The organism is Parapedobacter lycopersici (assembly GCF_040395035.1).
GTDB classification, from domain to species: Bacteria; Bacteroidota; Bacteroidia; order Sphingobacteriales; family Sphingobacteriaceae; genus Parapedobacter; species Parapedobacter lycopersici_A.
Genome location: NZ_JBEBRB010000019.1, coordinates 1 through 26,433, shown reverse-complemented (window position 1 = coordinate 26,433; position 26,433 = coordinate 1). Strand labels below are relative to the sequence as shown.

Annotated in this window: 24 protein-coding genes and 1 other RNA gene; 10 read left to right on the top strand and 15 right to left on the bottom strand. The window is 50.9% G+C overall.

All coding sequences use genetic code 11. The features are described from left to right. Window positions 1-4: 4 nt before the first annotated feature. Complete coding sequence (locus ABWO75_RS06265) at window positions 5-727, bottom strand: DUF3307 domain-containing protein (RefSeq protein WP_353183672.1); 723 nt, start codon at window positions 725-727, stop codon at window positions 5-7. Then, entirely contained in the window at window positions 724-1,335 is a 612-nt protein-coding gene (locus tag ABWO75_RS06260; RefSeq protein WP_353183670.1) for a hypothetical protein, read from the bottom strand. The genes ABWO75_RS06265 and ABWO75_RS06260 overlap by 4 nt, the downstream gene beginning before the upstream one ends. A 208-nt stretch (window positions 1,336-1,543) precedes the next feature. Here ABWO75_RS06260 and alaS point away from each other — a divergent pair, with 208 nt between their 5' ends. From alaS to fbp, 6 genes are all read left to right on the top strand, one after another. Further along, window positions 1,544-4,174 (top strand): alanine--tRNA ligase, encoded by a 2,631-nt coding sequence (gene alaS, locus ABWO75_RS06255; RefSeq protein ID WP_353183668.1) that lies wholly within the window; start codon window positions 1,544-1,546, stop codon window positions 4,172-4,174. A gap of 7 nt (window positions 4,175-4,181) precedes the next feature. After that, entirely contained in the window at window positions 4,182-5,279 is a 1,098-nt protein-coding gene (locus ABWO75_RS06250; RefSeq protein WP_353183666.1) for a redoxin domain-containing protein, read from the top strand. Window positions 5,280-5,380: 101 nt separating this feature from the next. Then, the gene (locus ABWO75_RS06245; RefSeq protein WP_257657941.1) at window positions 5,381-6,067 is read left to right on the top strand and encodes a response regulator transcription factor; all 687 of its coding nucleotides are present in this window, start codon (window positions 5,381-5,383) and stop codon (window positions 6,065-6,067) included. Between the two features lie 47 nt (window positions 6,068-6,114). Further along, complete coding sequence (locus ABWO75_RS06240) at window positions 6,115-6,825, top strand: tRNA1(Val) (adenine(37)-N6)-methyltransferase (RefSeq protein ID WP_353183663.1); 711 nt, start codon at window positions 6,115-6,117, stop codon at window positions 6,823-6,825. A 37-nt stretch (window positions 6,826-6,862) separates the two neighbouring features. Next, window positions 6,863-7,357 (top strand): metallophosphoesterase family protein, encoded by a 495-nt coding sequence (locus tag ABWO75_RS06235; protein ID WP_353183661.1) that lies wholly within the window; start codon window positions 6,863-6,865, stop codon window positions 7,355-7,357. Between the two features lie 97 nt (window positions 7,358-7,454). Beyond that, a complete protein-coding gene (gene fbp, locus ABWO75_RS06230) occupies window positions 7,455-8,486 on the top strand; it encodes a class 1 fructose-bisphosphatase (protein WP_353183659.1) in 1,032 nt (343 codons plus the stop codon). Here the strand turns inward: fbp and ABWO75_RS06225 are convergent. The 5 genes from ABWO75_RS06225 to dprA all read right to left on the bottom strand — a co-directional run bounded on the left by ABWO75_RS06225 (window position 8,483) and on the right by dprA (window position 12,263). Beyond that, on the bottom strand, window positions 8,483-8,818 hold the full coding sequence (locus tag ABWO75_RS06225) for a MerR family transcriptional regulator (protein ID WP_353183657.1): 336 nt from the start codon (window positions 8,816-8,818) through the stop codon (window positions 8,483-8,485). The genes fbp and ABWO75_RS06225 overlap by 4 nt on opposite strands. 65 nt (window positions 8,819-8,883) lie before the next feature. Next, window positions 8,884-9,852, bottom strand: a complete 969-nt coding sequence (locus ABWO75_RS06220; RefSeq protein WP_353183655.1) for a M23 family metallopeptidase — start codon at window positions 9,850-9,852, stop codon at window positions 8,884-8,886. Window positions 9,853-9,954: 102 nt separating this feature from the next. Further along, the gene (gene accD / locus ABWO75_RS06215; RefSeq protein ID WP_257657947.1) at window positions 9,955-10,800 is read right to left on the bottom strand and encodes an acetyl-CoA carboxylase, carboxyltransferase subunit beta; all 846 of its coding nucleotides are present in this window, start codon (window positions 10,798-10,800) and stop codon (window positions 9,955-9,957) included. Window positions 10,801-10,988: 188 nt separating this feature from the next. Beyond that, window positions 10,989-11,087: signal recognition particle sRNA small type (ffs, locus tag ABWO75_RS06210), an RNA gene on the bottom strand. A gap of 69 nt (window positions 11,088-11,156) precedes the next feature. Beyond that, window positions 11,157-12,263, bottom strand: a complete 1,107-nt coding sequence (dprA, locus tag ABWO75_RS06205) for a DNA-processing protein DprA (protein WP_353183653.1) — start codon at window positions 12,261-12,263, stop codon at window positions 11,157-11,159. A gap of 172 nt (window positions 12,264-12,435) precedes the next feature. Here dprA and ABWO75_RS06200 point away from each other — a divergent pair, with 172 nt between their 5' ends. Further along, complete coding sequence (locus ABWO75_RS06200; RefSeq protein ID WP_353183650.1) at window positions 12,436-14,415, top strand: hypothetical protein; 1,980 nt, start codon at window positions 12,436-12,438, stop codon at window positions 14,413-14,415. Between the two features lie 75 nt (window positions 14,416-14,490). Here the strand turns inward: ABWO75_RS06200 and ABWO75_RS06195 are convergent, their stop codons facing one another. Genes ABWO75_RS06195 through ABWO75_RS06180 form a run of 4 tightly spaced genes read right to left on the bottom strand, consistent with a single transcriptional unit; the run spans window position 14,491 to window position 17,311 of the window. Further along, window positions 14,491-15,249: a DUF6620 family protein gene (locus tag ABWO75_RS06195; RefSeq protein WP_353183648.1), complete on the bottom strand. Its 759-nt coding sequence runs from the start codon at window positions 15,247-15,249 to the stop codon at window positions 14,491-14,493. A 24-nt stretch (window positions 15,250-15,273) separates the two neighbouring features. Next, entirely contained in the window at window positions 15,274-16,062 is a 789-nt protein-coding gene (locus tag ABWO75_RS06190; protein WP_353183646.1) for a hypothetical protein, read from the bottom strand. Further along, window positions 16,046-16,306, bottom strand: a complete 261-nt coding sequence (locus tag ABWO75_RS06185; protein ID WP_353183644.1) for a hypothetical protein — start codon at window positions 16,304-16,306, stop codon at window positions 16,046-16,048. Before ABWO75_RS06185 ends, ABWO75_RS06190 begins: the two co-directional genes overlap by 17 nt. 12 nt (window positions 16,307-16,318) lie before the next feature. Then, on the bottom strand, window positions 16,319-17,311 hold the full coding sequence (locus ABWO75_RS06180; RefSeq protein ID WP_353183642.1) for an SPFH domain-containing protein: 993 nt from the start codon (window positions 17,309-17,311) through the stop codon (window positions 16,319-16,321). Between the two features lie 237 nt (window positions 17,312-17,548). On the opposite strand from ABWO75_RS06180, the gene ABWO75_RS06175 reads away from it, so the two are divergent. Then, window positions 17,549-18,067 (top strand): DinB family protein, encoded by a 519-nt coding sequence (locus ABWO75_RS06175; protein ID WP_353183640.1) that lies wholly within the window; start codon window positions 17,549-17,551, stop codon window positions 18,065-18,067. Between the two features lie 6 nt (window positions 18,068-18,073). On the opposite strand, the gene rsmG is transcribed toward ABWO75_RS06175, so the two are convergent. Together rsmG and ABWO75_RS06165 are read right to left on the bottom strand one after the other, a co-directional pair. Next, complete coding sequence (gene rsmG / locus ABWO75_RS06170; protein WP_353183696.1) at window positions 18,074-18,688, bottom strand: 16S rRNA (guanine(527)-N(7))-methyltransferase RsmG; 615 nt, start codon at window positions 18,686-18,688, stop codon at window positions 18,074-18,076. A gap of 38 nt (window positions 18,689-18,726) precedes the next feature. After that, complete coding sequence (locus ABWO75_RS06165) at window positions 18,727-19,869, bottom strand: glycosyltransferase (protein WP_353183638.1); 1,143 nt, start codon at window positions 19,867-19,869, stop codon at window positions 18,727-18,729. 121 nt (window positions 19,870-19,990) lie between these two features. Between ABWO75_RS06165 and tgt the strand changes: the two genes are divergently transcribed. Further along, window positions 19,991-21,121 carry a tRNA guanosine(34) transglycosylase Tgt gene (tgt, locus tag ABWO75_RS06160; protein ID WP_353183636.1) on the top strand — a complete coding sequence of 377 codons (1,131 nt, stop codon included), beginning with the start codon at window positions 19,991-19,993 and terminating at the stop codon, window positions 21,119-21,121. A gap of 37 nt (window positions 21,122-21,158) precedes the next feature. Further along, on the top strand, window positions 21,159-22,235 hold the full coding sequence (locus tag ABWO75_RS06155; protein ID WP_353183634.1) for an LptF/LptG family permease: 1,077 nt from the start codon (window positions 21,159-21,161) through the stop codon (window positions 22,233-22,235). A gap of 90 nt (window positions 22,236-22,325) precedes the next feature. On the opposite strand, the gene ABWO75_RS06150 is transcribed toward ABWO75_RS06155, so the two are convergent. Then, on the bottom strand, window positions 22,326-23,792 hold the full coding sequence (locus tag ABWO75_RS06150) for a glutamate synthase subunit beta (RefSeq protein WP_353183632.1): 1,467 nt from the start codon (window positions 23,790-23,792) through the stop codon (window positions 22,326-22,328). A 20-nt stretch (window positions 23,793-23,812) separates the two neighbouring features. Continuing rightward, window positions 23,813-26,433, bottom strand: a 2,621-nt coding sequence (gene gltB / locus ABWO75_RS06145; protein ID WP_353183630.1) for a glutamate synthase large subunit, incomplete at its 5' end; no start/stop codon positions are given.

The following is a 26,433-nucleotide window of genomic DNA, read 5'->3' as shown; positions in this document are numbered from 1 at the left end:
CAGTTTAATTTATCGTTAAGGGCAGTAAGTACAAGTAGGCCAATGCGATTAGGATTGCACTTCCAAAACTGAGCAACGTGCCGATGAGTACGTATTCTGTGAGCTTCCGGTCTTTACCCTGCCGGAGATCGCCGAACCGGAAAATGGATTTGGCCGCCAACAGAAAGCCAACAGCTTCCCAATGGTGGGTAATAATGAAGATAAAAACAAAGAGCCGTTCCAATATGCCGATGAACCGGCCTGCTTTGACCAGTGAGGCTTCCGGCATTTCACGGGTTTCGGGGCTCCATTGGGCAATAAGCATCCGGATCACGACGGCCGGGACGAAGACAGCCAGGGCCAGGGCAGTAACGAACAGCAGGACGGGACCGGTAATCAGACCGGAAAAAGAAAGGAAAAACGGCTCGTATGCGTATGCAACGATGGCCAGCAGCGTCACGTGCAGGAATTGATCAATGGAAAAATACCAGATGGCATGCCGGTCTTTTTCTATGTATAGCTTGGCGAGGTCAAGTAGGTAATGAGAGGTAAGAATGATGAGGAATCCCCATAAGTAACGCGGGTCAAAACCAAGTACAATAGCCAGTGCAATGGCGTGGATAAGCAGGTGGGCATATAATTTTTTTGACCGGTATTTATACCGCCGCTTGTCGGCCACCCATTGGTCGGGCTGAAAACAGAAGTCGCCGATAATATGGGCCAGCAATAGCTTGAGAAAAAGGATCATTTTTTTGCCTTTTGTTGGATTAACTCCCTGAAATACCTGTCCAGATTCATAATTTCTTCATGCCCAGCGCGCTGCTGCCGCTCACTTACCCGCCCTTGGCTGATCCCGATGACCCGGGCTAGCTCCTGTTGTGTTTTCTGGGGGTGCCGGATGGAGAGGGCCATGATTTCAGCCGAATTGACAGTCCACCGGTCCATTGTCAGCAAGGCTAGTTCCAGGCAGAGGTTCATCACGCGGTCTACCTCTTTCCAGGGTGATTTAATGGCCAGCGTGGTTTTTTTCAGGTGGTCAAACAATCGTCCTGAATTCGTGAATGCTTCCCCGCCGGCTTCGCTGATGGTTGGCGCACTGTACGCTTTGGCACCGATACCAATCGCCATCCGTACGTCAAGACCGGCAAGGCTTTTCATGGTGGCTTTAATGCACAGTGCCTCGCTGAGTACATTTTCGGCCGGAGTTACTTCCAGCTGGAAGCTGTCGCCCCGGATAATCTCCCAGGTCTGTGGCGAAGGACCGATCCGGCGGAGCGTTTCCTTCAATACAGGTAGCCATACGCCCGGGTCGGCCTGCTGGGAATTGATCATGTCTCCTACAATAACTCCAATCATAGTAACCGAATAGTTACCCAAAAATAAGTGATGTCCGGAAATAAAGCAAATTTATCTGTCTTAAAGCAGATATTTATTTTTATCTGTTTATAGACAGATATTTAACGTTATCTGCTTTAAGGCAGATAATTAACCGCAGTGTTTGTTGCACAAACAGGCTATTTTCGTTAATTTTGTCAAAAAAAAATTCAATAGCATTAGTGTTTCAATGACCAGTAAAGAAATCCGCGAAGCCTTTTTGGCTTTTTTCCAGGATAAGGGCCATCAGATTGTGCCTTCCGCGCCTGTAGTAATCAAAAATGACCCTACCCTGATGTTCACCAATGCGGGGATGAATCAGTTCAAGGATTTCTTTTTGGGTGAGGCGCAGCCCCGGTACCACCGGGTGGCCGATACCCAGCGGTGCCTGCGTGTATCGGGCAAGCATAACGACCTGGATGAGGTCGGGATCGATACTTATCACCACACCTTGTTTGAAATGCTGGGCAACTGGAGTTTCGGCGACTATTTCAAGAAAGAGGCGATTGCCTGGAGCTGGGAACTGATTACATCCGTATACGGAATCCCGAAAGACCGCCTGTATGTCACCATTTTTGAGGGTGATGCCCAGGATGGGCTACCCAAAGACACGGAGGCTCAGGATTTCTGGAAAGAAGTTATCGCCGAAGATCGTATCCTGCTGGGCAATAAAAAGGATAATTTTTGGGAAATGGGCGACACCGGACCATGCGGACCATGTTCGGAAATCCACGTAGACTGCCGTCCCGACACGGAAAGGCAGGCTGTAGACGGCAAAACGCTGGTAAACGCAGACCACCCCCAGGTCATCGAGATCTGGAACCTCGTATTCATGCAGTTTAACCGCCAGAAAGACGGAACATTGAAGCCACTGCCGGCCAAGCATGTGGATACCGGTATGGGCTTTGAACGGTTAGTCCGGGTCATCCAGAACAAGCGTTCCAACTACGATACCGACGTGTTCCAGCCGCTGATCCGCTATATAGCCGAACGGGCCGGAATAACATACGGGAGCAGCGAACAGACCGATATTGCCATGCGGGTTCTGGCCGATCATATCCGTGCCATCAGCTTCGCCATCGCCGACGGCCAGTTGCCGGCAAATAACAAGGCCGGCTACGTGATCCGCCGTATTTTGCGGCGTGCAGTGCGGTACGCCTATACGTTTCTGGGCTTTAAGGAACCTTTTTTGCATGAATTGGTGCCCTTGCTGGCCAAGCAGTTTGAAGGTGTTTTCGACGAACTGGCTGCCCAGCAGGATTTTGTGCAAAAGGTGGTGCTCGAAGAGGAACAGGCATTCCTACGTACGCTGGTGACGGGGATGCAGCGATTTGAAGCATATGCTGTCGGAAACACATCCGTTGCCGGTGATTTTGCGTTTGAACTATACGATACATTTGGGTTCCCTATTGACCTGACCGACCTGTTAGCGCGCGAAAAGGGCATAAAGGTGGACATGACTGGCTTTCAGCAGGCGCTTGATGCACAGAAAAGCCGTTCACGGGCGGCTACGGCCATTGATACGGGCGACTGGTTAACGGTACATGAAGGCGATACCGTGGATTTTGTCGGATACGACGACCTGGAATGCCGGACAGAAATCCTCAAATACCGGCAAGTAACGGCCAAAGGAAAAACGCAATACCAAGTGGTATTGGCCACCACACCATTTTATGCCGAGGGCGGCGGACAGGTGGGGGATACGGGCCTATTGGTCGCCGACGATGGTGGGGAAACGATAACCATTACCGATACAAAAAAAGAAAACGGACTGACCGTTCATTATACCGATGAATTACCGGCGCAACTGAATGGGCTGTTCACCGCCAAAGTAGATGCCGCTAAACGCCTGGATACCGAACGCAATCATACGGCCACACACCTGTTGCATGCTGCGCTGCGCGATGTGCTGGGTGATCATGTGAGCCAGAAGGGCTCGCTGGTCAATGCCGATTACCTGCGGTTTGATTTTGCGCATTTTGCTAAGGTAACGGCCGATGAATTGCTGCGGATTGAACAGATCGTCAACGCCAGCATCCGCCGGAATATTGCACTCCAGGAAAAACGGAATGTGCCGTTCCAGCAGGCGATTGACAGCGGTGTTACGGCCTTGTTTGGTGAAAAATACGGGGAGTATGTGCGGGTAATCACGTTTGATGACCATTTTTCAAAAGAACTTTGCGGCGGTACACATGTGCAGGCTACGGGCCAGATCGGTTTTTTTAAAGTGACTGCGGAAAGTGCTGTGGCTGCTGGCGTACGCCGTATCGAGGCCATAACCGGCCGCGGTGCAGAACAGTTTATTTATGAACAGCTGGATACGATCGGCCAACTGCGGGAATCGCTGAACAGTCCTAAGGATGCCGTCCAGGCACTCAATAAACTGAAGGAGGAGAATGCAGTACTACGGAAGGAGGCGGAACGTGCCGCTACGGACCGGGCACTGCAGCTCACCACCGAATTGGCCAACAAAGCTGAAAATATCGATGGTGTTCATTTTATTGCCCAGCAGGTGGAGCTTCCGAATGCCGAAGCTGTGAAAACACTGGCCTATGCACTGAAAGGAAAACTCAATAACCTGTTCCTGGTGCTTGGAACGGTTATTCAGAATAAACCCTTGCTTACCGTGGTGGTGTCGGACGGCCTGGTGGAAAGCCGTGGCCTTCATGCCGGAAACATTGTGCGGGAACTGGCTCGCGAAATCCAGGGTGGTGGTGGTGGACAGCCTTTTTACGCCACGGCGGGAGGTAAAAACAGCGACGGACTGGCCAATGCCCTGACTCGGGCGCGTACATTTGTAACACAGGTCGACGTTAATTAATAATATCATGGGAAAATATACAATTATTGCGATTCTGGCAATACTGGTTCTGACGGGATGCTCCAATGACGGCGGCTTCGTAATCAATGGTCGGATCGATAATACGGAAACGGTCCAGACGGTTGTGCTCTACGAGGGCGACCGGAAGCTGGATTCGGCTTTTTTGACAGAGAATGGGCAATTCCGGTTTCAGCGGGCAACATCCCAACCCCGGTTACTGACCCTGGAGGCCGGTAAGCATCGCTATCACCTGATCCTGCAGACGGGCGATGACGTGGTCTTTGCGGCTGACCTCGCAAATGCCAGCGATGTCTATACCGTATCCGGATCCGAGTTGTCAACTAAAATCAAGGGCTTTGCTGCTTCCCGTGCGGAAAAGGAAAAATTTGCAGCGGACCTCGAAGCGGAATTTGCCGAACAGGCAGCTAATCTGCCGGACACCGCGGTAGAAAACCTACGGCAGGAATTCCTGCTGCGGTATCGGGAAGGGATGCAGAAATATACGGACGATGCTGTACAGTTTGCGCAGCAAAATGACGACCTGGCGGGATTTTACGCCATGAGTACCCTCGAAGCGGATATTGCAGAAACGGAATTGGTGGCCTATGCCGGCCGTATTGCCGGACGCTGGGAAGACAATGCGACCGTCAGGCGGTTTCTCGATGAAACAGCTAAACTAAAACGGCTTGCGGTGGGCCAGCCGGCGCCCGCATTTGAATCGCTGACACCCAATAATCAGCCGGTAAAGCTTTCCGATTTTCAGGGTAAATATACGTTAGTTGATTTCTGGGCATCGTGGTGTGTCCCCTGCCGGGAGGAAAATCCCAATATCGTTGCGCAATACCATGCCTATAAAGATAAGGGATTCACTGTGCTGGGCGTATCGCTTGATGACAATCCGGGCGCCTGGATGCGGGCCATTACGCAGGACGGTCTGGAGTGGACACAGGTGTCCGACCTGCGGGCCTGGGGCAGCGACGTGGTGGAATTATACCGCCTACAGGCTATTCCGACGTCTTACTTGCTCGATCCGAATGGTATTATTGTGGCAAAAAACCTGCGTGGACCGGAACTGGCTGCCTTTTTGAAAAAAACGTTGGATTAGTGCATCCTTTACATTAATAAATCGTGTTGTTTAACGATTTGTTAATGTTACATTAACCGCTACTTACCATTAAGTACATACTTTAGCCAAAAATAAGGACCATGAGCACTGCAAAACAAAAGATCCTGGTGGTTGATGACGAACCGGATATCGTGGAGCTGATCGCCTATAATCTGAAGCGTGAAGGCTACCAAGTATATACGGCATCCAATGGACAGGAAGCGGTATCTACAGCTAAGAAGACCATGCCTGATCTGATCATCCTGGATGTCATGATGCCCAAAATGGATGGTATTGAAGCCTGCCGCATCATGCGCGCCATGCCGGAGTTCAAAAGCACATTTATGGTGTTTCTTACGGCGCGGAGCGAGGAGTATTCGGAAATTGCCGGCTTCAACGTCGGTGCCGACGATTACATTGCCAAGCCCATCAAACCACGGGCATTGCTGAGCCGTATCAATGCCATCCTGCGCCGGAATGCCCAGCCCGAGGAACTCCCGGCTGAAAAACTGGAGATCGCTGATCTGGTGATCGACCGCGAAGCATTTCTGGTATTTAAGAACGGAAACAAGATCGTGCTGGCAAAAAAAGAGTTTGAATTGCTGTATTTGCTTGCATCAAAACCGGGAAAAGTGTATACCCGTGAAGTGATCCTGAAAAATATCTGGGAAGACTCGGTGGTAGTTACCAACCGTACCATCGATGTGCACATCCGCAAATTGCGTGAAAAAATCGGCGAATCGTATGTGACCACTGTGAAAGGTGTGGGCTATAAGTTCGAAGCGTAGATTTCCATAGGTTTTTTCCCGGGAGAACGCTAATTTTACGACAGGTTATGTCGGATATATTTCGCTTCAAACGGTTTGAAATAGACCAGACGGGCTGCGCCATGAAAATCAACACCGATGGGGTATTGCTTGGGGCCATGGCGTCCGCAGGTAACCCTGCTAATGTACTCGATATCGGAACCGGAACCGGCGTAATCGCCCTCATGCTCGCCCAGCGCTTTCCTGACACCCGGGTTACGGCTATCGAGATTGATTCCGAGACCGCACAAACCGCATGCAAAAATTTTAATGCTTCAATCTTTGCAAACCGTATTTCCTGTTTCGGCGTTGCCCTCGAAGCGTTTGAGCCTACCACACCGTACGATCTGATCGTTTCCAATCCACCTTATTTTTTACAGTCGCTGACTAACACCGACGAACGTAAACGCACAGCCAGACACACGGACATTATTTTTTTCGACGGAATGCTGGCCCGGGCATCCGCATGGTTAACTCCCACCGGTAGCCTGCAGCTGGTGTTGCCGCCGGCCGTGGCTGATCAAGTAGCGCGGCGGGCGGCGATGGAATACGGGTTAATAAAACAATGGGAGGTAGCTGTTTATTCATTTGCCAAGGACGACAATCCGGTACGTAATATACTGGCGTTGGGTAAGGAAGGAGAGACGGGTATCCGGAGCGACTTTGTGATCTATGAACATCGGGGCCTGCACAGCGACGCCTATCGGCAATTGCTTCGCGATTTTTTTATTATATTTTAGTGTTTAACCCACATTACCCATAATCAAACGATTAAAAATGACCCGGATTGGCCTATTATCGGATACTCATAATTACCTTGATGATGCCCTGTTGGAACATTTCGATGCATGTGATGAAATATGGCATGCCGGCGATTTCGGAAGCCTGGTCGTGGCAGATACACTTGCGGCGATGAAACCACTCCGGGGAGTATATGGAAACATAGATGGCCCGGATATCCGTGGGCAGTATCCCGAACACTTACGCTTTCGCTGTGAGGATGTGGAGGTATGGATGACCCATATCGGGGGATACCCCGGTCGGTACAGTCCCCAGGTCAAAAAGGAGATCAATCAGCACCCGCCCGCGCTCTTTATATGCGGCCACTCTCATATCCTGAAGGTAATGTACGACCAGAAATTGCAGCTGCTGCACCTTAATCCCGGTGCTGCAGGTAAACAGGGTTGGCACCAGGTAAGGACGCTTTTACGATTTAGCATTGATGGAAAGCGTATTGAACAGCTGGAGGTGGTGGAGCTGGCCGGCCGGTGAAAAAGTATTTTACACTAAGTGCCCTGTTTTTTGATTTTTTGGTCGTAATTTTGCTTTGTTTTCAGGGAATCCAAATACACTAACTAAACAGCTTTTTATGACGAAGGTCACGACATTGGGACAGTTCATTATTGAAAAACAGGCCGACTTTCCATATGCAAAGGGCGAGTTGTCACGGTTACTGCGCGACGTTGGCATCGCCGCCAAGATTGTGAACCGCGAGGTGAACAAAGCCGGGCTCGTCAACATTCTGGGCGATACCGGTACGACAAACGTACAGGGGGAGGGACAGAAAAAACTGGACGTGTATGCAGATGAACAATTCATCTCCGCGCTAAGCAGCGGCGGAGAATGCTGCGTGGTGGCTTCCGAAGAACATGACGAATGCGTTTCGATTAAATCGGAAATATCCAGGAACGCGAAATACATCGTTTGTATTGATCCGCTGGATGGTTCGTCAAACACGGATGTAAACGTATCGGTAGGTACGATCTTCTCCATCTATCGCCGTACAGCCACCGATGGACCGGTGCAGCTCGAAGAGATTTTACAGGAAGGTACTAAACAGGTTGCCGCCGGATATGTCATATACGGTTCATCCACGATGTTAGTGTATACCACAGGAAAAGGTGTGAATGGCTTTACATTGGATCCGTCTATCGGTGAATTCTGTCTTTCGCACCCGAATATGCGGGTTCCTGAAAACGGGACCATCTATTCCATTAATGAAGGCAACTACGTCAAATTTCCACAGGGCGTAAAAGACTATATAAAATATTGCCAGGTGGAAGATAAAGCTACTTCCAGACCCTTTACATCCCGGTATATCGGCTCCATGGCCGCCGACATACACCGTACGTTAATCAAGGGCGGCATTTTCCTCTATCCAACCACATCTTCGCACCCCGATGGTAAATTGCGGCTGATGTATGAATGTAATCCAATGGCATTTATTGTGGAGCAGGCAGGAGGGAAGGCAACTGACGGCAGTGGCCGGATCCTGGAAATCCAGCCGAAGCACCTGCATCAGCGTACACCTATTTTCATTGGCAGCACGGAGATGGTGAATAAGGTAGAGGAATTTCTTCAGGCAGTGGATATGGCAGTACCGGTAACGGCGGCAGGCTAAAGACTATCACGTACTTCCAGCAGAAAAACTTTTAACCGCTCCAGCGAATCAATTACACGCTGCTGCTCACGGGCCTCACCTTTATTGTTTCGTAGGTAATCGCGGGCACCCTGAAGGGTGTACCCCTTGTCTTTGACCAGGTTGAAAATGATTTTCAGGTTAGCTATATCGTCCGGTGTAAACAGGCGGTTCCCTTTCTTGTTTTTCTTAGGCTGAATAATGTCAAATTCGCGTTCGTAGAATCGTATCTGTGACGCGTTTACACCAAAGAGGGCAGTTACTTCGCCCATGGTGTAATACAGCTTGTTAATTTCACGTTCCTTGTAAGGCATCTTTCACCTGATTTGATTAAACAAACTTAGCTAAATTTCTTTTATTTTCCCGATTCCCGTTTTGCCTAATCAAACGATTGGTTCTCCTGGGAGGCCGCTTCCAGTATGGCGGCGTATTCAGCAGGTGTAAGGTCGTTGTAAATGAAATTAATCGGATTGACCGCCCGCCCGTTTTTGTGTACTTCGTAATGCAGGTGCGGTCCGGTTGATGCCCCGGTATTACCCACATATCCGATTAAATCGCCCCGCCGTACCTCCTGACCCGCCTTTACGGCTAAACGGCTCATGTGACCATATAGGGTCGTATAACTATAACCGTGATCGATAAGCACCCGCCGACCATACCCACTGTCCACACCCGCTGCTGCCACACGGCCATTGCCCGTAGCGTAGATCGGGGTACCCACAGGTGCGGTAAAATCAATGCCGGTATGCATTTTCCGGATTTTGTAGATCGGGTGTATACGGCGACCGAAGCCCGAGAGCCCTCCGCGCGTTTTCCGGCTGTCTATTGGTTGTATTGCCGGTATGCTGGCCATCATTTCGGTCTTTGACTCGGCCATCTTCGTGAGGTCGTCATAGGATTTTGACTGAACGTAAAGGGCCTTGGAAATGTAATCCAGTTTCTTGGCCGTCTCGATCATCAGGTCGGAATTGTCGAAATGCTCCAGCAACTGATAACGGTTTACGCCCCCAAATCCTGCTTTACGTACATCGGGATCGATCGGGTCGGCTTCAAAAATCACACGGTAAATGTGATCGTCCCGCTGTTGCATATTAACCAGTGCTCCATCGATCTGCTCCAGGCGTTTTTGCATAATATCGTATTGCAGGGTCATCTGGCTAATTTCACGTTCAAGCTGCTTTTCTTTTGGCGAATCAATAAAGGTAAATCCTACGTACAGCAGAAAAAGCGCACATGCAAATGAGCTGGTGAGAAATCCGACCACACGTAGGAGCCGTGTTTTGGTACTGGTCTTTACTTTCTCATACTTTAAGGTATGGGAGTTGTAATGATACTTCGTTTTTGCCATCCGCTTTTTATTTAGTTTCGTTGGATAGACGGAGCCCGGCCAAAGATAACTATTTAGCGATAGCAGAAGTGTGAAAAAATGTTAAAACCTGACAGGCTATTTTCAGGGCTTAACCAGTTGGAGGAATAATGCGATTTTTTCCTTTAACTGCCGGCGGTCTACGATGAAATCGAGAAACCCATGCTCCAGCAGGAATTCGGATGTCTGGAAACCTTTGGGAAGGTCTTTTTTTATGGTTTCCTTAATGACGCGGGGCCCTGCGAATCCGATGAGTGCACCCGGCTCAGCGATATTAATGTCGCCCAGCATCGCATATGAAGCCGTGACGCCGCCGGTAGTGGGGTCAGTCAGCAGGCAGATGTAAGGTAACTTGGCTTCACTGAGGAGCGCTAGCTTCGCAGAAGTCTTTGCCATTTGCATCAGCGAAAAGGCAGCTTCCATCATCCGTGCGCCGCCCGATTTGGAAATCAGCATAAACGGCATGCGGTGTTCCAGGCAGTAATCGATGGAACGGGCAATTTTCTCGCCTACTACCGAACCCATGGAACCGCCGATAAATGTAAAATCCATGCAGGCCAATACCAAATCCTGCCCGGCTACTTTTCCGTGAGCGCAGCGAATGGCATCGTTCAGCCCTGTCTTGGCGTAGCTTTCCTCCAAACGGTCTGTGTACTTTTTGGTATCCACGAAATGAAGCGGGTCTCCCGAACGGAGCCCGGCAAACAGTTCTGTGAACTGGTTGTCGTCAAAAAGAATGGAAAAATACGCTGCTGAGCCAATGCGCAGATGGTAGCCACAATAATGGCAAACATACTTGTTTTCTATCTGCTCGATATTCAGTAACGGCTTTTTACACGATGGACACTTGTTCCATAGGCCATCAGGCGCTTCCTTTTTATTTTCGGTAGCCGTGCTTATCCCGGCCTTATCACGTCTAAACCAGCTCATGCAAATCGTTTTATCGGAGTGCAAATAAACGAAAAAATATTAGGAAACGGCAAAAGGTGAGCTAAAAATGAATGACCCTCCGTGATGATCTGAAAATGAAAATGCGGTTTCTGTTACGCAACATGCAGATATAGGGGACGGTAGGATGGGTTATCGGCGGACAATCACCGGTATGGCACGTAACAAAAAAAGGGTAAGCTACTTTTATCGCACCGCTACAACCCATTACCCTTGCTGTGTTCCCACCCTGGGGGAGTTATGAGGAGCTGGTCGTAAAAGACTTACCCACCGCAAAAGTAGTAAAAATAGGGTTACTGACCTAATAAAATTGTTTGTTTGCAGCAACTGATTGGTTGTCAGTGTGATGATAACAGCCGATAACTGTTGCCCGGTAACGCACAGATCACCCCTTTCATTTCCAGTTCGAGCAGTACCATGGCCAATTTACTTTGCGGCCACATAAGCCGCGAGGCAAGTTCCTCAATACGGGCCTGCCCCAGCTGGTTAATTACGTCATGCAAGGCCTGTTCGGTGTCGGAAAGCGTGGAGGGCAGTATTGCTTGTTGTGTTGTCTGCCGCAACGCTCCGGCCGGGGTCCAGTTCATCAGGTTTACAAGGTCCTTTCCATTGCTGATCAGGTGCGCCCTGTTGGTTTTGATCAGGTAGTTGCATCCGGCCGAAAATTCCTGTCGGATACTGCCCGGAAAGGCACATACATCACGATGGTAACTATTTGCAAGTTCGGCTGTGATGAGTGCACCGCCGCGGCTTGCCGCCTCCACGACCACCGTTACATCGGCCAGTCCGGCGATAATACGGTTACGCATCGGAAAGTGCTGCTTGTCGGGACGGGTACCCGAAGGAAATTCGGTAAGCAGCCCACCGTTATCCAGCATCCTTGTGGCTAATTCCCGGTTACTCGCGGGATAAATGCGGTCAAGGCCATGCCCCATAACACCCACCGTAGGAATCCCTGCTGCTACAGCGTTGCGGTGTGCATGACTGTCTATCCCATACGCCAACCCGCTGACTACCAAGACATCATAGGAAGCGAGCTCCCGGATCAGGTCAGCACAGATGAATTTTCCATATTCTGTTGCGTTACGCGTACCCACGACACTGACGATACGGGGATTGTTTAACTTAGCGACTCCCTTATAATAAAGAAGTAAAGGCGCGTCGAAACAGTCTTTAAGGCGTTCTGGATAATCTGCCGATTCATAAAAGAGCATCTGTATCCCATGCTGTTCAATGAAGCGGAGCTCAGCTTCCGCAGCGGCCAACAGCGTCGGCGACTGAATAGATGCAGATAACTGGTTTCCGATACCCGGAATGGATTTCAGCTGCGCACTGGAAGCGGAAAATACCGCCTCAGCGCTGCCGAAATAAGAAAGCAGGCTACGGGCCAGCACGGGGCCAACCCCTTTAATTTTTGTTAATGCAATCGGGTATAATAGGTTCATGTTGATGTGCTAAATATAGCAAAATGAACGGATTTAACCAAAACACCGTGCCGTTTATTTGCCGTAACGGCATGCAGGAGCAGACTTTTCTTGAACGGGAATACGTCATTTGGCGTTTAAACCGGCACAAAAGGCACATTATCCAGCGGTTTTTATATTTTTACAACTGCTAATGAACGAATCGTCACTGCGCATAAAGGGAGTCCGGCTCATCGGACAGCTGATCACACTGCTTTTTCTGATGCCGTGGATCGCGTCCGGCAGGGAAAGCAGAAGCTGGTTCCCAGATGCAGAAAATCAAATCACTCTGCAGCGTCCCGCCGTGCGGGTCGATTCCCTGCTGAAGGCGGCAAAAACGTATCGACTCCGGGGTAATTATACCCGAAACCGGCAACTTATCCAGGAAGCAAAGATTATCGCCGATCAACAGGGCAGCAGTAGGCAGCAGGCCGAGGTGTTTGGCGAACTCAGCCGGCTGAACCTATATGATAATGCGTTTTCGGATGCCAAGGCGTATGCGGATTCCGCAATGCTGGTTGCCCGGGCCTCAGCGGATAAGCAAGCATTCATTATGGCTGATGTGGCCTTGGCTACTTATTATAATTATTTGAGCATAAGGGATCTGGCTGTAGACCATGCGCAGCATGCGCTGTCGCTTCTGGGAACAGATACACCCACATTTAAACCGCGGATTTACTACATTTTATATGGAGTGTACTCCAGCTGGGATGATGTGGAACTGACCAATAAGTATGCCCGTCTTACCGTAACGGAGGCATTAAAGGTAGGGGACCGCGACTTGCTCGGAAACGGATATACTGCACAGTCTGTGGGAATGGAATTGCGTTATCAGCAAACGGAAAACCGTGCATATTTAGACAGCATGCTTGCCTACCTGCACAACGCTGCTGATCTGTTCTCCGCATATCCCGATCAGGTAAGTAACCAGACCTATGCGATCGCGAACCTGAATATTGCAAACTATTATTATCAATACCACCCCATTAAGGAAAAGGCGATACAGGACAGTGTGGTTAAATATGCTTCTTTAGCAGGTAAAGCGGTTGAGCAGTTGGATTTTAATTTTCAGATCCGTGGCAATGTGAACGGACTGATGGCCGAACTGGCCCTGCAGGCCGGTGATTTCAGTCGGGCTGAACGTTACCTGCTGGATGCCTATGAGCAAGTTAGCAATGCAGAGCATCCACCTCTTTACTCCCTCTTACAGCTGACCAACGGACTGAGCAAGCTTTATGAACAGATGGGGCGTTACGACGAGGCGCTACGCTACGCCAAACTCAAGGAAACGTATAACAGCAGTATTTTTGACCAGAACCAGGTCATCCAGGCACAGCAGTTGGAAGCGAAGTACGAGAATAAAGCGATTCTCGCAGAAATGGAGGTGGTGAAAGAACGGGAGCAAAACCGCAAAGTCCAGAATTTGCTTTTTCTGGGAATTGCCGTGCTGGCGGTGGTATCGCTGGTGTTGTTGTATTATTCTTTCCGCAATAAAACAAAACTGTACGCCGAGCACCGGCTTCGGCTGCAAAAGGAGAAGGAAGAGGCGGTAGCCATGGCTAATATGAAAGAGCAGGAGAAACGTTTTCTGCTGGTTGAGAAGGCAGAAGCCGAACGTAATGCCCTGATGCAGCTCCGCCTTAAACAGGAGGAGGAAGCGCGCCTAACGGCCGAACAGGAACTGCTGCGGATGCAAAAAGAACAGCTGCGGCGCGAAGCACTGGCAGACGCACTGCAGATCGATCGTAAAAACCAGCTATTGCGCGAGCTTAAAGACCGCTTCGATCAGTTGGACGGTACGGACGTTCCCGGAACGATGGATAAAATTTTGCGGGATGAGTTGCGTAATGAAGAGATATTGGATAAATCCGCTAAGGAGTTTAGGGATATCCACCCTGCATTTTTTCTGAAGCTGAAAGCGTTGTCTACCGCTAAATTGACTGAACTGGATTTAAAATACTGCGCTTATATTCACTTGAAGCTCTCCACCAAGGAAATTTCATCCGTGTTAAATGTAGCCCCGAAAAGTGTGCGTATGAGCAAATACCGCATCAAACAGAAACTCAATCTTTCGAAAGAAGACGACCTGGATCTGGTATTACAGGAGCTTATGGACGCGCCCCCGCGTTCCTGATGGCTGCGGAGGCGCGTAGTTGAATTTGGTATCCGAGTGGCCCTTGGTGTGGTAATCTATCCGATGAAGGCGATATTAAAATTCCACGTCGTCTGCAATATTTCCGCCTAAGTCCCTGGCAAATTTTTCGCTGTATTCCTTTTGCTTTTTGTCCTGATGGTCAATCATCTGCATCATAACGCCCATGTTACTCATCCATTTTACACCTGCGGAATTTAGCTGACTAACGTTAAAACCATAGGTGTCTACAAGCCATTGTGCGCCATCCATGCCATTGTCATAGGCCGCCTGCAACGCGCCCTGCAATTCGAAGAAGAAGTATTTGTCGTCTGTCGCTTTCTGCAGATTAGCATTGGACTCTGCAGCGGGTATGTTGGACGTGGCCGGCTGGTCGGACACCAGGTTGCCCAGTTTTTCATGTGTCTTCGCCTCTCCGTAATATTTCGTGTATACGTTGATCACATTGAATGAACCGTCTTCTTTCATACGGCTTTCCCATAATGTCCGGGCTTCATCCCACATGGGACCTTCCACACCCAATGCTGCCGCGATTTGATCAGCGGAAACACCTTCACCTATTTTAAGCATCCCGGCCGCATAATCGGCAATGCTGACGCCATGTATCGGCTGCAGCAGCGGATCATTCGGATCTTCCTTGGCCGTATTCATGGTAGTCATCCCCACGGACGCTGCACCGGCATCAAAATGATGCTGGACAACCTGCCCGGCCATCGCGTTTTTGATCTGGTCGACAAAAGATTCCCCGTGTTCACCCGCTTCGTTCTTTTGATTCATCAGGTTGTCCGTCAGGTTTTTAAACATTTTTTTAAACATAGCAAAGAGTTTTAAAAGTTAATATTAAATGTCCTGTAGGTATTCAAACCGTTGGTAGTCCGTTATGAGCCGCCGGTAAAATTTTTCATGCTCCGCTTCCATGCCGGGCTGGATACGGCTCATTTCATCAAATACCGCCCGTAGGTAGCGGGTGTAGCTGTCCAACGCAGCTTTCGCTCCTTTCGCTTCACGTTCGGCCCGGTAGGCTTCCCGGAGGCCGCGGTGACGGAGTTCCGCAAGATCACGGCAAATGAGTTCCAGTAAGCGTGTTTTTGTGCCTGGGTGAAATGTGTTCTGTGTTTTACAGTGAGCACATTCCACATACGTGGAAATGTAATATAATGCATTGATTTCCAGTTTTCCGCCACATTGCTGACAATGGAACCGCTCTTTTACCCGGTTGTAATCGTCCATAATTTCGCGGTACTCTTTTTCGAGGTCACGGAGCTGGACACCGTCAAATGCGGTTGTCAGCTGTTGCAGTACGTTGCTGTGCCAGCGGGAGAACAACAGGGAAGCTTCCGTTTGCTCAAAGAGCCCTGCTTTAGGCAGCACTTCGGTTTGGTAGATATGGTCTGCTTTTCGCAGTAGGGACTGAAACTGTCCGATAACGCCGGCCTTGAATTGATGAAAACCGCGTTTATAAGGGTCGGCATCCTCATCGGCTACCGCCTGTGCATTTTCCTGCGTTTCCCGGTATAATTCGTCCGCTTTCGCCGTTAATTTATCCAGGAATACCCGGAGCCGGTTTACAACGCCGGCAGGGGGAGTATCCGTTGAGCGATTACTGTTTTTGTTACTGAAAAGAGCCATTATTATTGTTGTTGGAGTTGTCATGATGTTTGATATGGATGCCGTCGGTCATGCGGTGCTCCGTAAATAAATGACCGCAATAGGCGCAGTGCGTTAATCCGTCTGGTTTTGCCCGTCCGGCCCCACAATTGGGACAGGTTACGGTTTGGGTCTGCGCGTGCTCCGCCGTTAAAGGCGTCCGTGCCTGTTCCCTGGCCTGGCGCCTGAGACGTGCAATCAACGACGGTGTCTTTTTGTTTTCCATGTGTCTGCGGAGTTAAAGTGCCTCAATCAGTGCGGCCTTTTTTTCTTTATATTCAGCCTCGTCAATGAGGTGCTGTTCAAAAAGCGCCTTCAGTGCTTTTAGCCGCGCGGCAATGGTCTCGATGTCCTGCGAGGCCGTACCGGTAGCCGGCGAGGCTGTCGGTTGCTGCGGTGCCTGGTTCATTTGATTGAACAGCATGCCCAGCGCTACCCCTTGCTGTGCGCCGCCCTGTACGGGGTGGTGTTCACTGCTGGTGGCAATCGCCGTGTTGAATTTTTGAAAACGATCCGGATCACTGACCATATTCATGCCTGTTACCTTGTCGTAATAGCGACTCACTTCGTCGGGCAGGCTTGTGCCGGAAATGGTAAATTGCGTGATTTCCACACCGAGGTCATCAAAATAGGGTTGTATCAGCGGCTGGATGCGACTGTTCAGCGCGGATAAATTTCCGGCGACGTCCAGTACGGAAATGCTTGAAAGCGCCAGTGCCTCGCCGAATCTGGGCGCAATAAAATTACGCAGTTGCTGCTCAAATTCGGCACTGGTGAGCTGTGGGAACGTACCAGCATACTCGGTAAAGAACCTGGAAAAATCGCGGATACGGACATTGTAGGTCCCGAATGCCCGTACGCGTACCTGTCCAAACTGCGGGTCGCGCATCATAACCGGTGATGGTGTTCCCCAACGGAGGTTCGTAAACTGCTTGACCGAAAAGAAATAGACGTCGGCCTTAAAAGGACTTTCGAAACCGTATTTCCATCCTTTCAGTCGAGACAGCACGGGAATATTCTGCGTGTTCAGCGTGTGTGTGCCGGCCTGGAAAACATCCGCTATTTTTCCCTCGTTCAGCAACATAGCCACCTGGCTTTCCCGGACGATGAGCTTGGCGCCGTTTTTTATTTCCTTGTCACCATCGGGAATTTTCCACATCATCAGATCAGGCCGGTGTTCGACCCATTCAATAATTTCCAGGTAGGGTAATACAGATGTTGGCTTGCTCATGGTCATGTGATTTACGTGGTACATAAATAGGGGATAGCTGATGTCATGGCGACGACGGCCATACCGCTTTCCAAAGGTACGCGCAGCACCGGCCAACGACCAAGCACCGGCCGTATACGGAGTGACTACAAGTTTTTTTTTGATGTCTATAAACCGACTACAATCAGGTTTCGTCGTTGTCCTGCGGTATTATGGCCCCAAAAAACGTAACTTTGGTAACATCAGTAACCGTACCATATGAACAATGACCCACAGCCCGAAGTCTGGATGCGAGGCTCAATCGCAGGCGTACCACCGCTCCTGCAGCCGGTAGCCCATGCATTATTGCAGGTAAAAGAAGAAGTAAACCGCTACTTGCTGGGATTTGACGACCGATTGTTATGGGAAAAGCCGGGAGGAATGGCCTCCGTGGGTTTCCATCTGCAGCACATGGCTGGCGTAACCGAACGATTGTTTACTTATGCGGCGGATAAAGCGCTTTCGGTGGAGCAACTGAATGGTCTCCGGACGGAGGGCGCACCGGACCCGTTATTAAGCTCTGCTGTGTTGGTAACAGCCCTCGGCAGTCGGGTCGATACCGCAATACAGCAGTTAAGACAGACAGACGAGGCTACATTAACCGATATCCGGTACCTGGGCAGGAAGCGGATACCCACCACCCAGCTGGGGCTACTCTTTCATGCGGCAGAACACACACAGCGTCATCTCGGACAGCTGTTGGTAACGGTACGTCTGTTGCCTTTGCTAAGTCGGTAAGCGTTACTACGCCTGGATATAGACAATGTGCTTGGTGGTGAAAAAGTCCTCGGTAAAATAAGCAGAGAGCGGGTGGATTTCTGCCTGTAGCCGCGCTTCTGCAATTTCCTCACGCAGATCACCTCCCTTTAAATAGAGCGTGCCATTCGGAAGCGCGTTGCAATCCTTTTTCAGGAATTTATTGCGTACCCAGGGATAAAATTCGGCCAGCCGGGTTACGGCACGCGAAACAACAAAATCGTATTTGTCATCGAGTTCTTCGGCGCGGATATGGTCGGCTATGACATTATCCAGGTCCGCGGCGGCGGCAACTTCACGAACCACCTTGATTTTTTTGCGGATGGAATCCACCAGGTGAAACTGTACCTCCGGAAACAGGATGGCCAGCGGAATCCCCGGAAATCCGCCACCCGTCCCCACATCCAGTATGCGGGTGCCCGGCACGAAGCCAGTAAACTTGGCTATACCCAGTGCGTGGAGCACGTGGTGCAGGTATAACCGGCTAATGTCTTTTCGGGACACAACGTTGATCTGATGGTTCCAGTAAGGATATAAATCACCGAGCAGTCGGAACTGTTTCCGCTGCTTATCGGTTAAGCCGGGAAAATACCGGTAAATCATGTCAACGCCCGGATCGAGTACAAATGCGGATTCAAAATCTACTTCCACCTTACTTCTTTTCTGAATAGTGCAAAAAAACCATTTATACAAATATACATGTAATAGCAGAAGTCAAGCAAAGGAAGCGCCCAAATCAAGCCCTTTACCTGTAACTTCCGCATAACCGGGAAATAAATAAGCAATTGAAGCAACAGCCGCAGCAGGTATCCGCCCAGCACAATGGGCCAATATTTCGGAAACGCCAATAACAATGCAATTGCCGTAGCATAAAACAAAAAGGCACTAGTTAACTGCGTGGCCAGCATGCGCCTGTGAGTAGGTTTATATGCTTTTGAGGCGCCGGCATGCCGCGTCTTCTGACGATAGTATGCTGCGAAGGTAGTTTTCGGAGCACTCCAAACGTGCGCTTCCGGATGAATACAGATAACCGTATTATGAGGTGTCGCATTCTGGTTGACAAACAAATCGTCGTCACCCGAGGGGATGTGCATGTGTGCCGCAAAACCCTTGCCCCGGAAAAAAAGACTTTTAGTATAGGCCATGTTGCGGCCGACACCCATGTAAGCCTTCCCTTTAAGGGCATACGCGAGGTAACTCATTGCCGTGTGGAACGTTTCGAAACGGATGAGCGCATTCAGTATTCCCCGCCCTTTGGCGTAGGGTGAGTAGCCAAGCACTATTTCCTCACCACCGGTGAAAGCCTGCGCCATATGCCGCAGCCATTGGTCTGATTCGGGCACGCAATCGGCGTCTGTAAATACGATGTGCTCGTACCGGGCGCCTTTAATACCCAGCGTAACGGCAAATTTCTTACCATGCTTCAGGCGGACATGCTCGGCAATTTCCACCACTTTCAGGTTTGGGTATTGGGTGGCGAGGTCTTTCAGCAGCCATTTGCTTTCGTCCTCCGAAAAATCGTTCACCAGGATCACTTCGAACTGCGGATAATCCTGGTTGAGCACTTTCGGCAGGTTCTGCCGCAGGTTTTCCTCTTCGTTCCGTGCGCAGATAACGACAGACAATGGAAGTTCCGCGGCATTGGTTGTCTCCGACGGCACTTTGTATGCGGCCAGTTTACGGTATACGAACAGCAGGAAATACAGTTGGATGAGCAGCAGAAGTCCGAATATCCCAAGCAGTAATAAGGGGAGCAGGCTGTCTATTTGGTTGAATACATCCATAGGTTGCCAAAGATAATAGGTTAATTTTGAATTTTAAGCAGCAGCCCGTGTTTATATGCCTGCCCGTCCGTAAGTTGGATATCAGCAGCAATTTAGCTATTTTTGCGCAACATTGAACAGCATGAAATTTACCCTCCAGGCAAAGGACAAACAATCCAAAGCACGTACAGGAAGTATTGAAACCGCACACGGGACCATCCAAACCCCCATTTTCATGCCCGTGGGAACGGCGGGGACGGTAAAGGCCGTCCATCAGCGCGAACTGGCAGGCGACATTAATGCGCAGATCATCCTGGGTAATACCTACCATCTTTACCTGCGCCCCGGACTGGAGGTATTGCAGGCGGCGGGCGGATTGCACCGCTTCAATGGCTGGGACAGGCCGTTGCTGACCGACAGCGGTGGATATCAGGTGTATTCGTTGACCGAGGTGCGCAAAATCAGGGAAGAAGGGGTAACCTTCCGCTCGCATATAGACGGCTCCAAACACCTGTTTACCCCCGAGAATGTGATGGACACCCAGCGGGTCATTGGCGCGGATATCGTGATGGCTTTTGATGAATGCACGCCTTACCCCTGTGAATATAAGTATGCCAAACACTCGATGGCGATGACCCACCGCTGGCTCAGCCGGTGCTGTGCCCGATTTGACAGTACCGAGCCGCTATACGGCTATGAACAGACCCTGTTCCCGATCGTGCAGGGGTCGGTATATAAAGACCTGCGCCGGCAGTCTGCCGAAACCATTGCCAGTTTCGGCCGTGACGGAAATGCCATAGGAGGGCTTTCGGTAGGGGAACCGGCCGAGGAAATGTATGCAATGACCGAGATTGTCTGTGACATACTACCCGAAGATAAACCCCGTTATTTAATGGGTGTGGGTACCCCGGTGAACCTGCTGGAGAATATTGCCCTCGGAATCGACATGTTCGATTGCGTAATGCCTACACGTAATGCCCGTAATGGCATGCTCTTTACGCGGCAGGGCGTCATTAACATCAAGAATAAAAAATGGGAATCGGATTTTTCACCCATTGATGCGGAAAGCGACCTGTGGGCCGACCGGGCGTACAGCAAGGCTTATTTACGGCACCTGATCCGTTCGCAGGAAATTCTCGGCGCGCAGATTGCATCGTTGCATAACCTGCATTTCTACCTTTGGCTGGTTAACGAAGCGCGGGAACGGATTGCCGCTGGCGATTTTTACGAATGGAAGAACCGGATGGTCCGGCAATTAGGCGAAAAAATATAACGGCCGCGGTACGGTAATCGCTAAACAAGAGACCCGGATGAAACTCATCGATAAATACATCATCAAAAAGTACCTGAGCACCTTCGTGTTCACCATTGCCATCTTCGTGGTCGTGGCGGTTATTTTTGATATTTCCGAGCGGCTGGATGATTTCATGAAAAACAAGGCGCCGCTCTCCAAGATTATTTTTGAATACTACGCCGGGTTTATCCCCTTCTATATCAACATGCTGTCGCCGCTGATTAACTTCATCGCAGTGATTTTTTTTACGGCCAAGATGGCCGATCAGACGGAGATTGTACCAATCCTGAGCGGCGGCATGAGCTTCAACCGGTTTGTCCGTCCGTATATGATGGCAGCGACGGTGATCTGTCTGCTTAACTACGCGTTCAATGTATATATTATCCCCCGGACCAATAAACTGAAAGTAGGCTTTGAGCGGATTTATGTTAAGCCGGTGGAGAATAATACCAAAAGCTCGACGCACATGCAGATCGATAGCAACAGTTACGTCTATATTGATAATTTCGATAACAACCGCAAAATCGGTTACAATTTTGTGCTCGAGAAATTCAAGGGGGAGGAGCTGACGGAGAAACTGATGGCCGACCGTATCATGTGGGATTCCGTGCAGAGCCGCTGGCGCATCGAGAACTACACGGTGCGCTTAATAGACAACCTGCATGAAGAAATGATCAAGGGACGGTCCAAAGATACCATATTGGACATGCATCCCCGGGATTTTGAGGTTTACGACAACATCTTCACCGCGATGAACATGACGGAACTGAACGACCGCATTGAAAAGGAGAAGACCCGGGGGACAGGGATGATGGTCGACCTGCTGCTCGAAAAATATAAACGTTTTGTTAATCCACTGGCAGCTTACGTGCTGACCTTGATGGGTGTAGCGTTGTCCTCCAAGAAGGTGAGAGGCGGGATCGGCCTCAGCCTGGGGATCGGGATTGGCCTGAGCTTTACCTACATCGTGTTTATCCAGTTTTCGACGATGTTTTCCCTTAAGGGCGGACTTCCGCCTTTGGTTGCGGTTTTTATCCCCAACGTTATTTTCGGCCTGCTTGCCATGTACCTGCTGCATAAGGCACCTAAGTGATCGCTAAACTGAATAACATAAAAAAATGCCGGAGCGGATTCCGCCCCGGCAGGTACACACAATAATACAATACGTTAAACAGTAGGCAGGTTATGCATAACTAAACACAGCATCCTTGCTTTCCAGTTCGGAATACCCCATCAGGTATTCGTCTACCTTACGTGCACATTCCCGGCCTTCTGAGATCGCCCATACGACGAGTGACTGGCCGCGGCGCATATCGCCGGCTACGAAAATACGGTCTGCCGACGTCTGGTAAACCCCTTCCTGTGCCCGTACGTTCCCGCGCTCGTCCAGCTCCACACCAAGTTGCTGCAACAGCCCTTCGTGCTGTGGATGAAGGAATCCCATGGCCAGCAGCACCAGCTCACAGGGAATTTCCCGCTCCGACTCCGCTACTTCCTTAAACCTGACCGGCCGGCCCAGCGCATCGTGCTCCCAAGACAGGTCGACGATGCGAACGCCTTTTAAGTTTCCCTGTCCGTCGCCAACAAATTCCTTGGTAGCGATGCCCCAGAACCGTTCGCAGCCTTCTTCATGTGACGTTGTGGTCTTCAGCAGCATCGGGTAGTTGGGCCACGGCATAGCCTCGGTGCGCTCCCTGGGAGGTTGTGGCATCAGTTCAAACTGCGTGACAGTTTTGGCGCCGTGGCGGTTTGAGGTACCTACGCAGTCCGAACCGGTGTCGCCGCCGCCGATAACCAATACGTTTTTTCCGGTGGCGAGAATGTCCGCTTCGTCAACAGGTGATTCACCCACCCGTTTGTTTTGCTGTTTGAGGAACTCCATGGCGAAGTGCACCCCATTTAACTCCCGCCCCGGAACGGGGAGGTCGCGGGGAATGGTCGATCCGCCTGCCAATACCACAGCATCGTAATCCTGCAGTTCGCTGGCCGGCACATTTTTGCCTACTTCAGCATTGCAACGGAACACCACACCTTCCTCTTCCATCAGTTTGATCCGGCGGTCAATGACCCACTTATCCAGCTTAAAATCAGGAATACCGTAGCGCAGCAGTCCACCGGGTTTGTCGTCCCGTTCATATACCGTTACCTCGTGGCCTACCTTGGTCAGCTGCGCTGCCGCCGCAAGGCCCGCTGGCCCGCTGCCAATGACCGCAACACGCTTGCCGGTCTTTAGATGCATGGGGCGCGCTTTAACGAATTCCTTTTTGAATGCGATTTCAATAATGTGCTTCTCGATTTCCTCAATGGCTACAGGCGGTTTGTTGATGCCGAGCACACAGGCCGATTCGCAGGGTGCCGGGCATATCCTTCCCGTAAATTCCGGGAAGTTATTGGTCGATACCAGAATCCGGTATGCTTCCTCCCAGCGACCATCGTATACCGCATCATTGAATTCAGGGATCACATTGCCCAATGGGCAGCCCGAGTGGCAGAAGGGGATGCCGCAGTTCATGCACCTGGCAGCCTGATGGTTCAGCTCCTCGTCGCTGTACGCCTGTACAAACTCTTTGTAGTTCTTTTTCCGTTTTTCAACGGTGTCCTTTTTTGGAAGTACCCGTTCAAACTCCTTAAATCCGGTTGGTTTTCCCATCTTTTCTTACTAAATGTCGTTTATGCCTCAACTAATTTTGACCGCAGCGCATGTTTGTATTCCCTTGGGAATACCTTGATAAAGCAAGTCTTTTCCTTCTTCCAGTTTTTGAGAATATAGGCGGCCCGTTTACTGCCTGTCAAGTGGATATGGCGCTTGAGCAATGCCGTGATTTCGGTTTCGTCCGTTGTTTCCAGCGGATCGAGGTCTACCATTTCCGTGTTGCAATTGTCCCTGAAAGTGCCTTCGGTGTCGTATACCCATGCAATGCCCCCGCTCATTCCCGCCGCAAAGTTGCGGCCCGTTCCACCGAGGATCAGCGCGCGCCCCCCGGTCATGTATTCGCATCCATGGTCGCCTACTCCCTCTACCACGGCTGTGGCGCCTGAGTTGCGTACGGCAAACCGTTCGCCGGCCTGGCCGCATACAAAGAGGTTTCCGGAAGTGGCGCCGTAGAGGGCGACATTGCCGATGATGATGTTTTCATGCGGTACCAGCGGACTGGAGGCTGCGGGATAGATCGCCAGCTGCGCGCCGGATAATCCCTTTCCCACATAATCGTTTGCTTCACCCTCCAGCTCAAAAGACAGGCCTTTGGTGGCAAATGCGCCGAAGCTCTGGCCAGCTGATCCCATGAACTTATAGTTGATGGTATTGTCGGGAAGCCCTTCGCTGCCATAACGCTTGGATACCTCATTGGAAAGCAGCGTGCCAATGGTACGGTCGGTATTCTTAACCTCGAACGTGCCGAATACCGGTGTTTTGCTGTCCAATGCGGCGGCGGCCTGTTTCAGGAGACCCCAATCCAGGATCATGTCCATGCCGTGGTCCTGCGCCTCAGTCTGGTAGAGCGTTTCGTTGGCGGCACTCGGTGCCACATAGAGAATACCCGAGAGGTCCAGTTTGTTTACTTTCCAATGGCTGATGTTCTCCCGTTTTTTCAGGAACTGCGCCCGGCCCACCATCTCGTTGATGGTGCGGAACCCGAGTTCGGCCATGATTTCACGGAGTTCCTCTGCCAGAAACTTAAACAGGTTCACAATGTGTTCCGGTTTGCCGGAAAACAGCTTGCGGAGCTCCGGATCCTGGGTGGCGACCCCAACCGGGCAAGTATTCAGGTGGCATTTCCGCATCATGATGCATCCGCCCGCTACCAGCGCCGCGGTGGCAACACCCCATTCCTCGGCGCCCAGCAGGGCAGCCATGGCAATGTCGCGGCCTGTTTTAAGCTGCCCGTCGGTTTGCAGTACCACCCGGCTGCGCAGCTTGTTTTTTACCAGTGTCTGGTGCGATTCGGCAAGTCCGAGTTCCCAGGGCAGTCCCGCATGTTTGATGGAACTGATGGGCGATGCGCCCGTCCCCCCGTCGTAACCGGCAATCAGGATCACGTCGGCGTGTGCCTTCGCTACCCCGGCGGCAATGGTGCCCACGCCTGCCTTTGAAACCAGTTTCACATTGATCCGCGCTTCGCGGTTGGCGTTTTTCAGGTCGAAGATCAGCTGTGCGAGATCTTCGATGGAATAGATGTCGTGGTGGGGCGGGGGAGAGATCAGGCCCACACCCGGCGTCGAGTGCCGTACACGGGCAATCCAGTCGTCTACTTTATGTCCCGGCAGCTGACCGCCCTCACCGGGCTTAGCACCCTGTGCCATTTTAATCTGGAGTTCATCTGCCTGTGTCAGGTAATTGGAGGTAACCCCGAAACGTCCGGACGCAACCTGCTTGATGGCCGAACGCATGGAATCACCGTTTGGAAGCCGCTGGTAGCGGATTTCATCTTCGCCACCCTCACCGGTATTGCTTTTGCCGCCGATGCGGTTCATGGCAATGGCAAGTGTACTATGGGCTTCGTGTGAAATGGAACCGAAAGACATGGCTCCGGTAGCAAACCGCTTCATGATGTTTTCAGCGGGTTCCACCTCATCAATGGAGATGGCGGAGCGGTGTTTCGCAAAATCCAGCAATCCCCGCAGGGTGTACATGCGTTCCTGCTGGTTATTGATTAACGCAGCATATTTTTTATAGGTGTCGTAGTCGCCCGTGCGGCATGCCTGTTGCAGGAGGTGTACCGTCTGCGGATTGAACAGGTGTGCCTCGCCCCGTCTTTTCCACTGATAAATACCGCCCTCGGGTAACAAGTCCTTGCTATTGCGCGAACTGGTAAACCCACGGTGGTGCTTGCTCAGTACCTCACGGGCAATATCATCGAGGTCCAGTCCGCCAATGCGCGACACAGCCCCGCAGAAATAGGTGTCAACTACCTGCTTATTAATGCCGAGTACCTCGAAAATCTGCGCGCCATGATACGACTGCAGCGTCGATATACCCATCTTTGAAAAGATTTTAAGTAGCCCGCCGCATACCGCTTTGACGTAATTTTTGGACAGCTGGGGCCAGCTGAGCGGCGTATCCAGCAACTGTTGCTCTTTAAGTGTCCGGATGGAAGCCAGCGCCATGTAAGGATTGATGGCGGTTGCGCCGAAAGCAAGCAGGCAGGCAAAATGATGCACTTCCCAAATGTCGCCGCCTTCCACAACCAGGCCCACGGCCCCGCGGTGGCCCGTTTTAATGAGGTGATGGTGTACTGCGGATACCGCAAGCAGCGAAGGGATGGCGGCATGCTGTGAATCAATGGCACGGT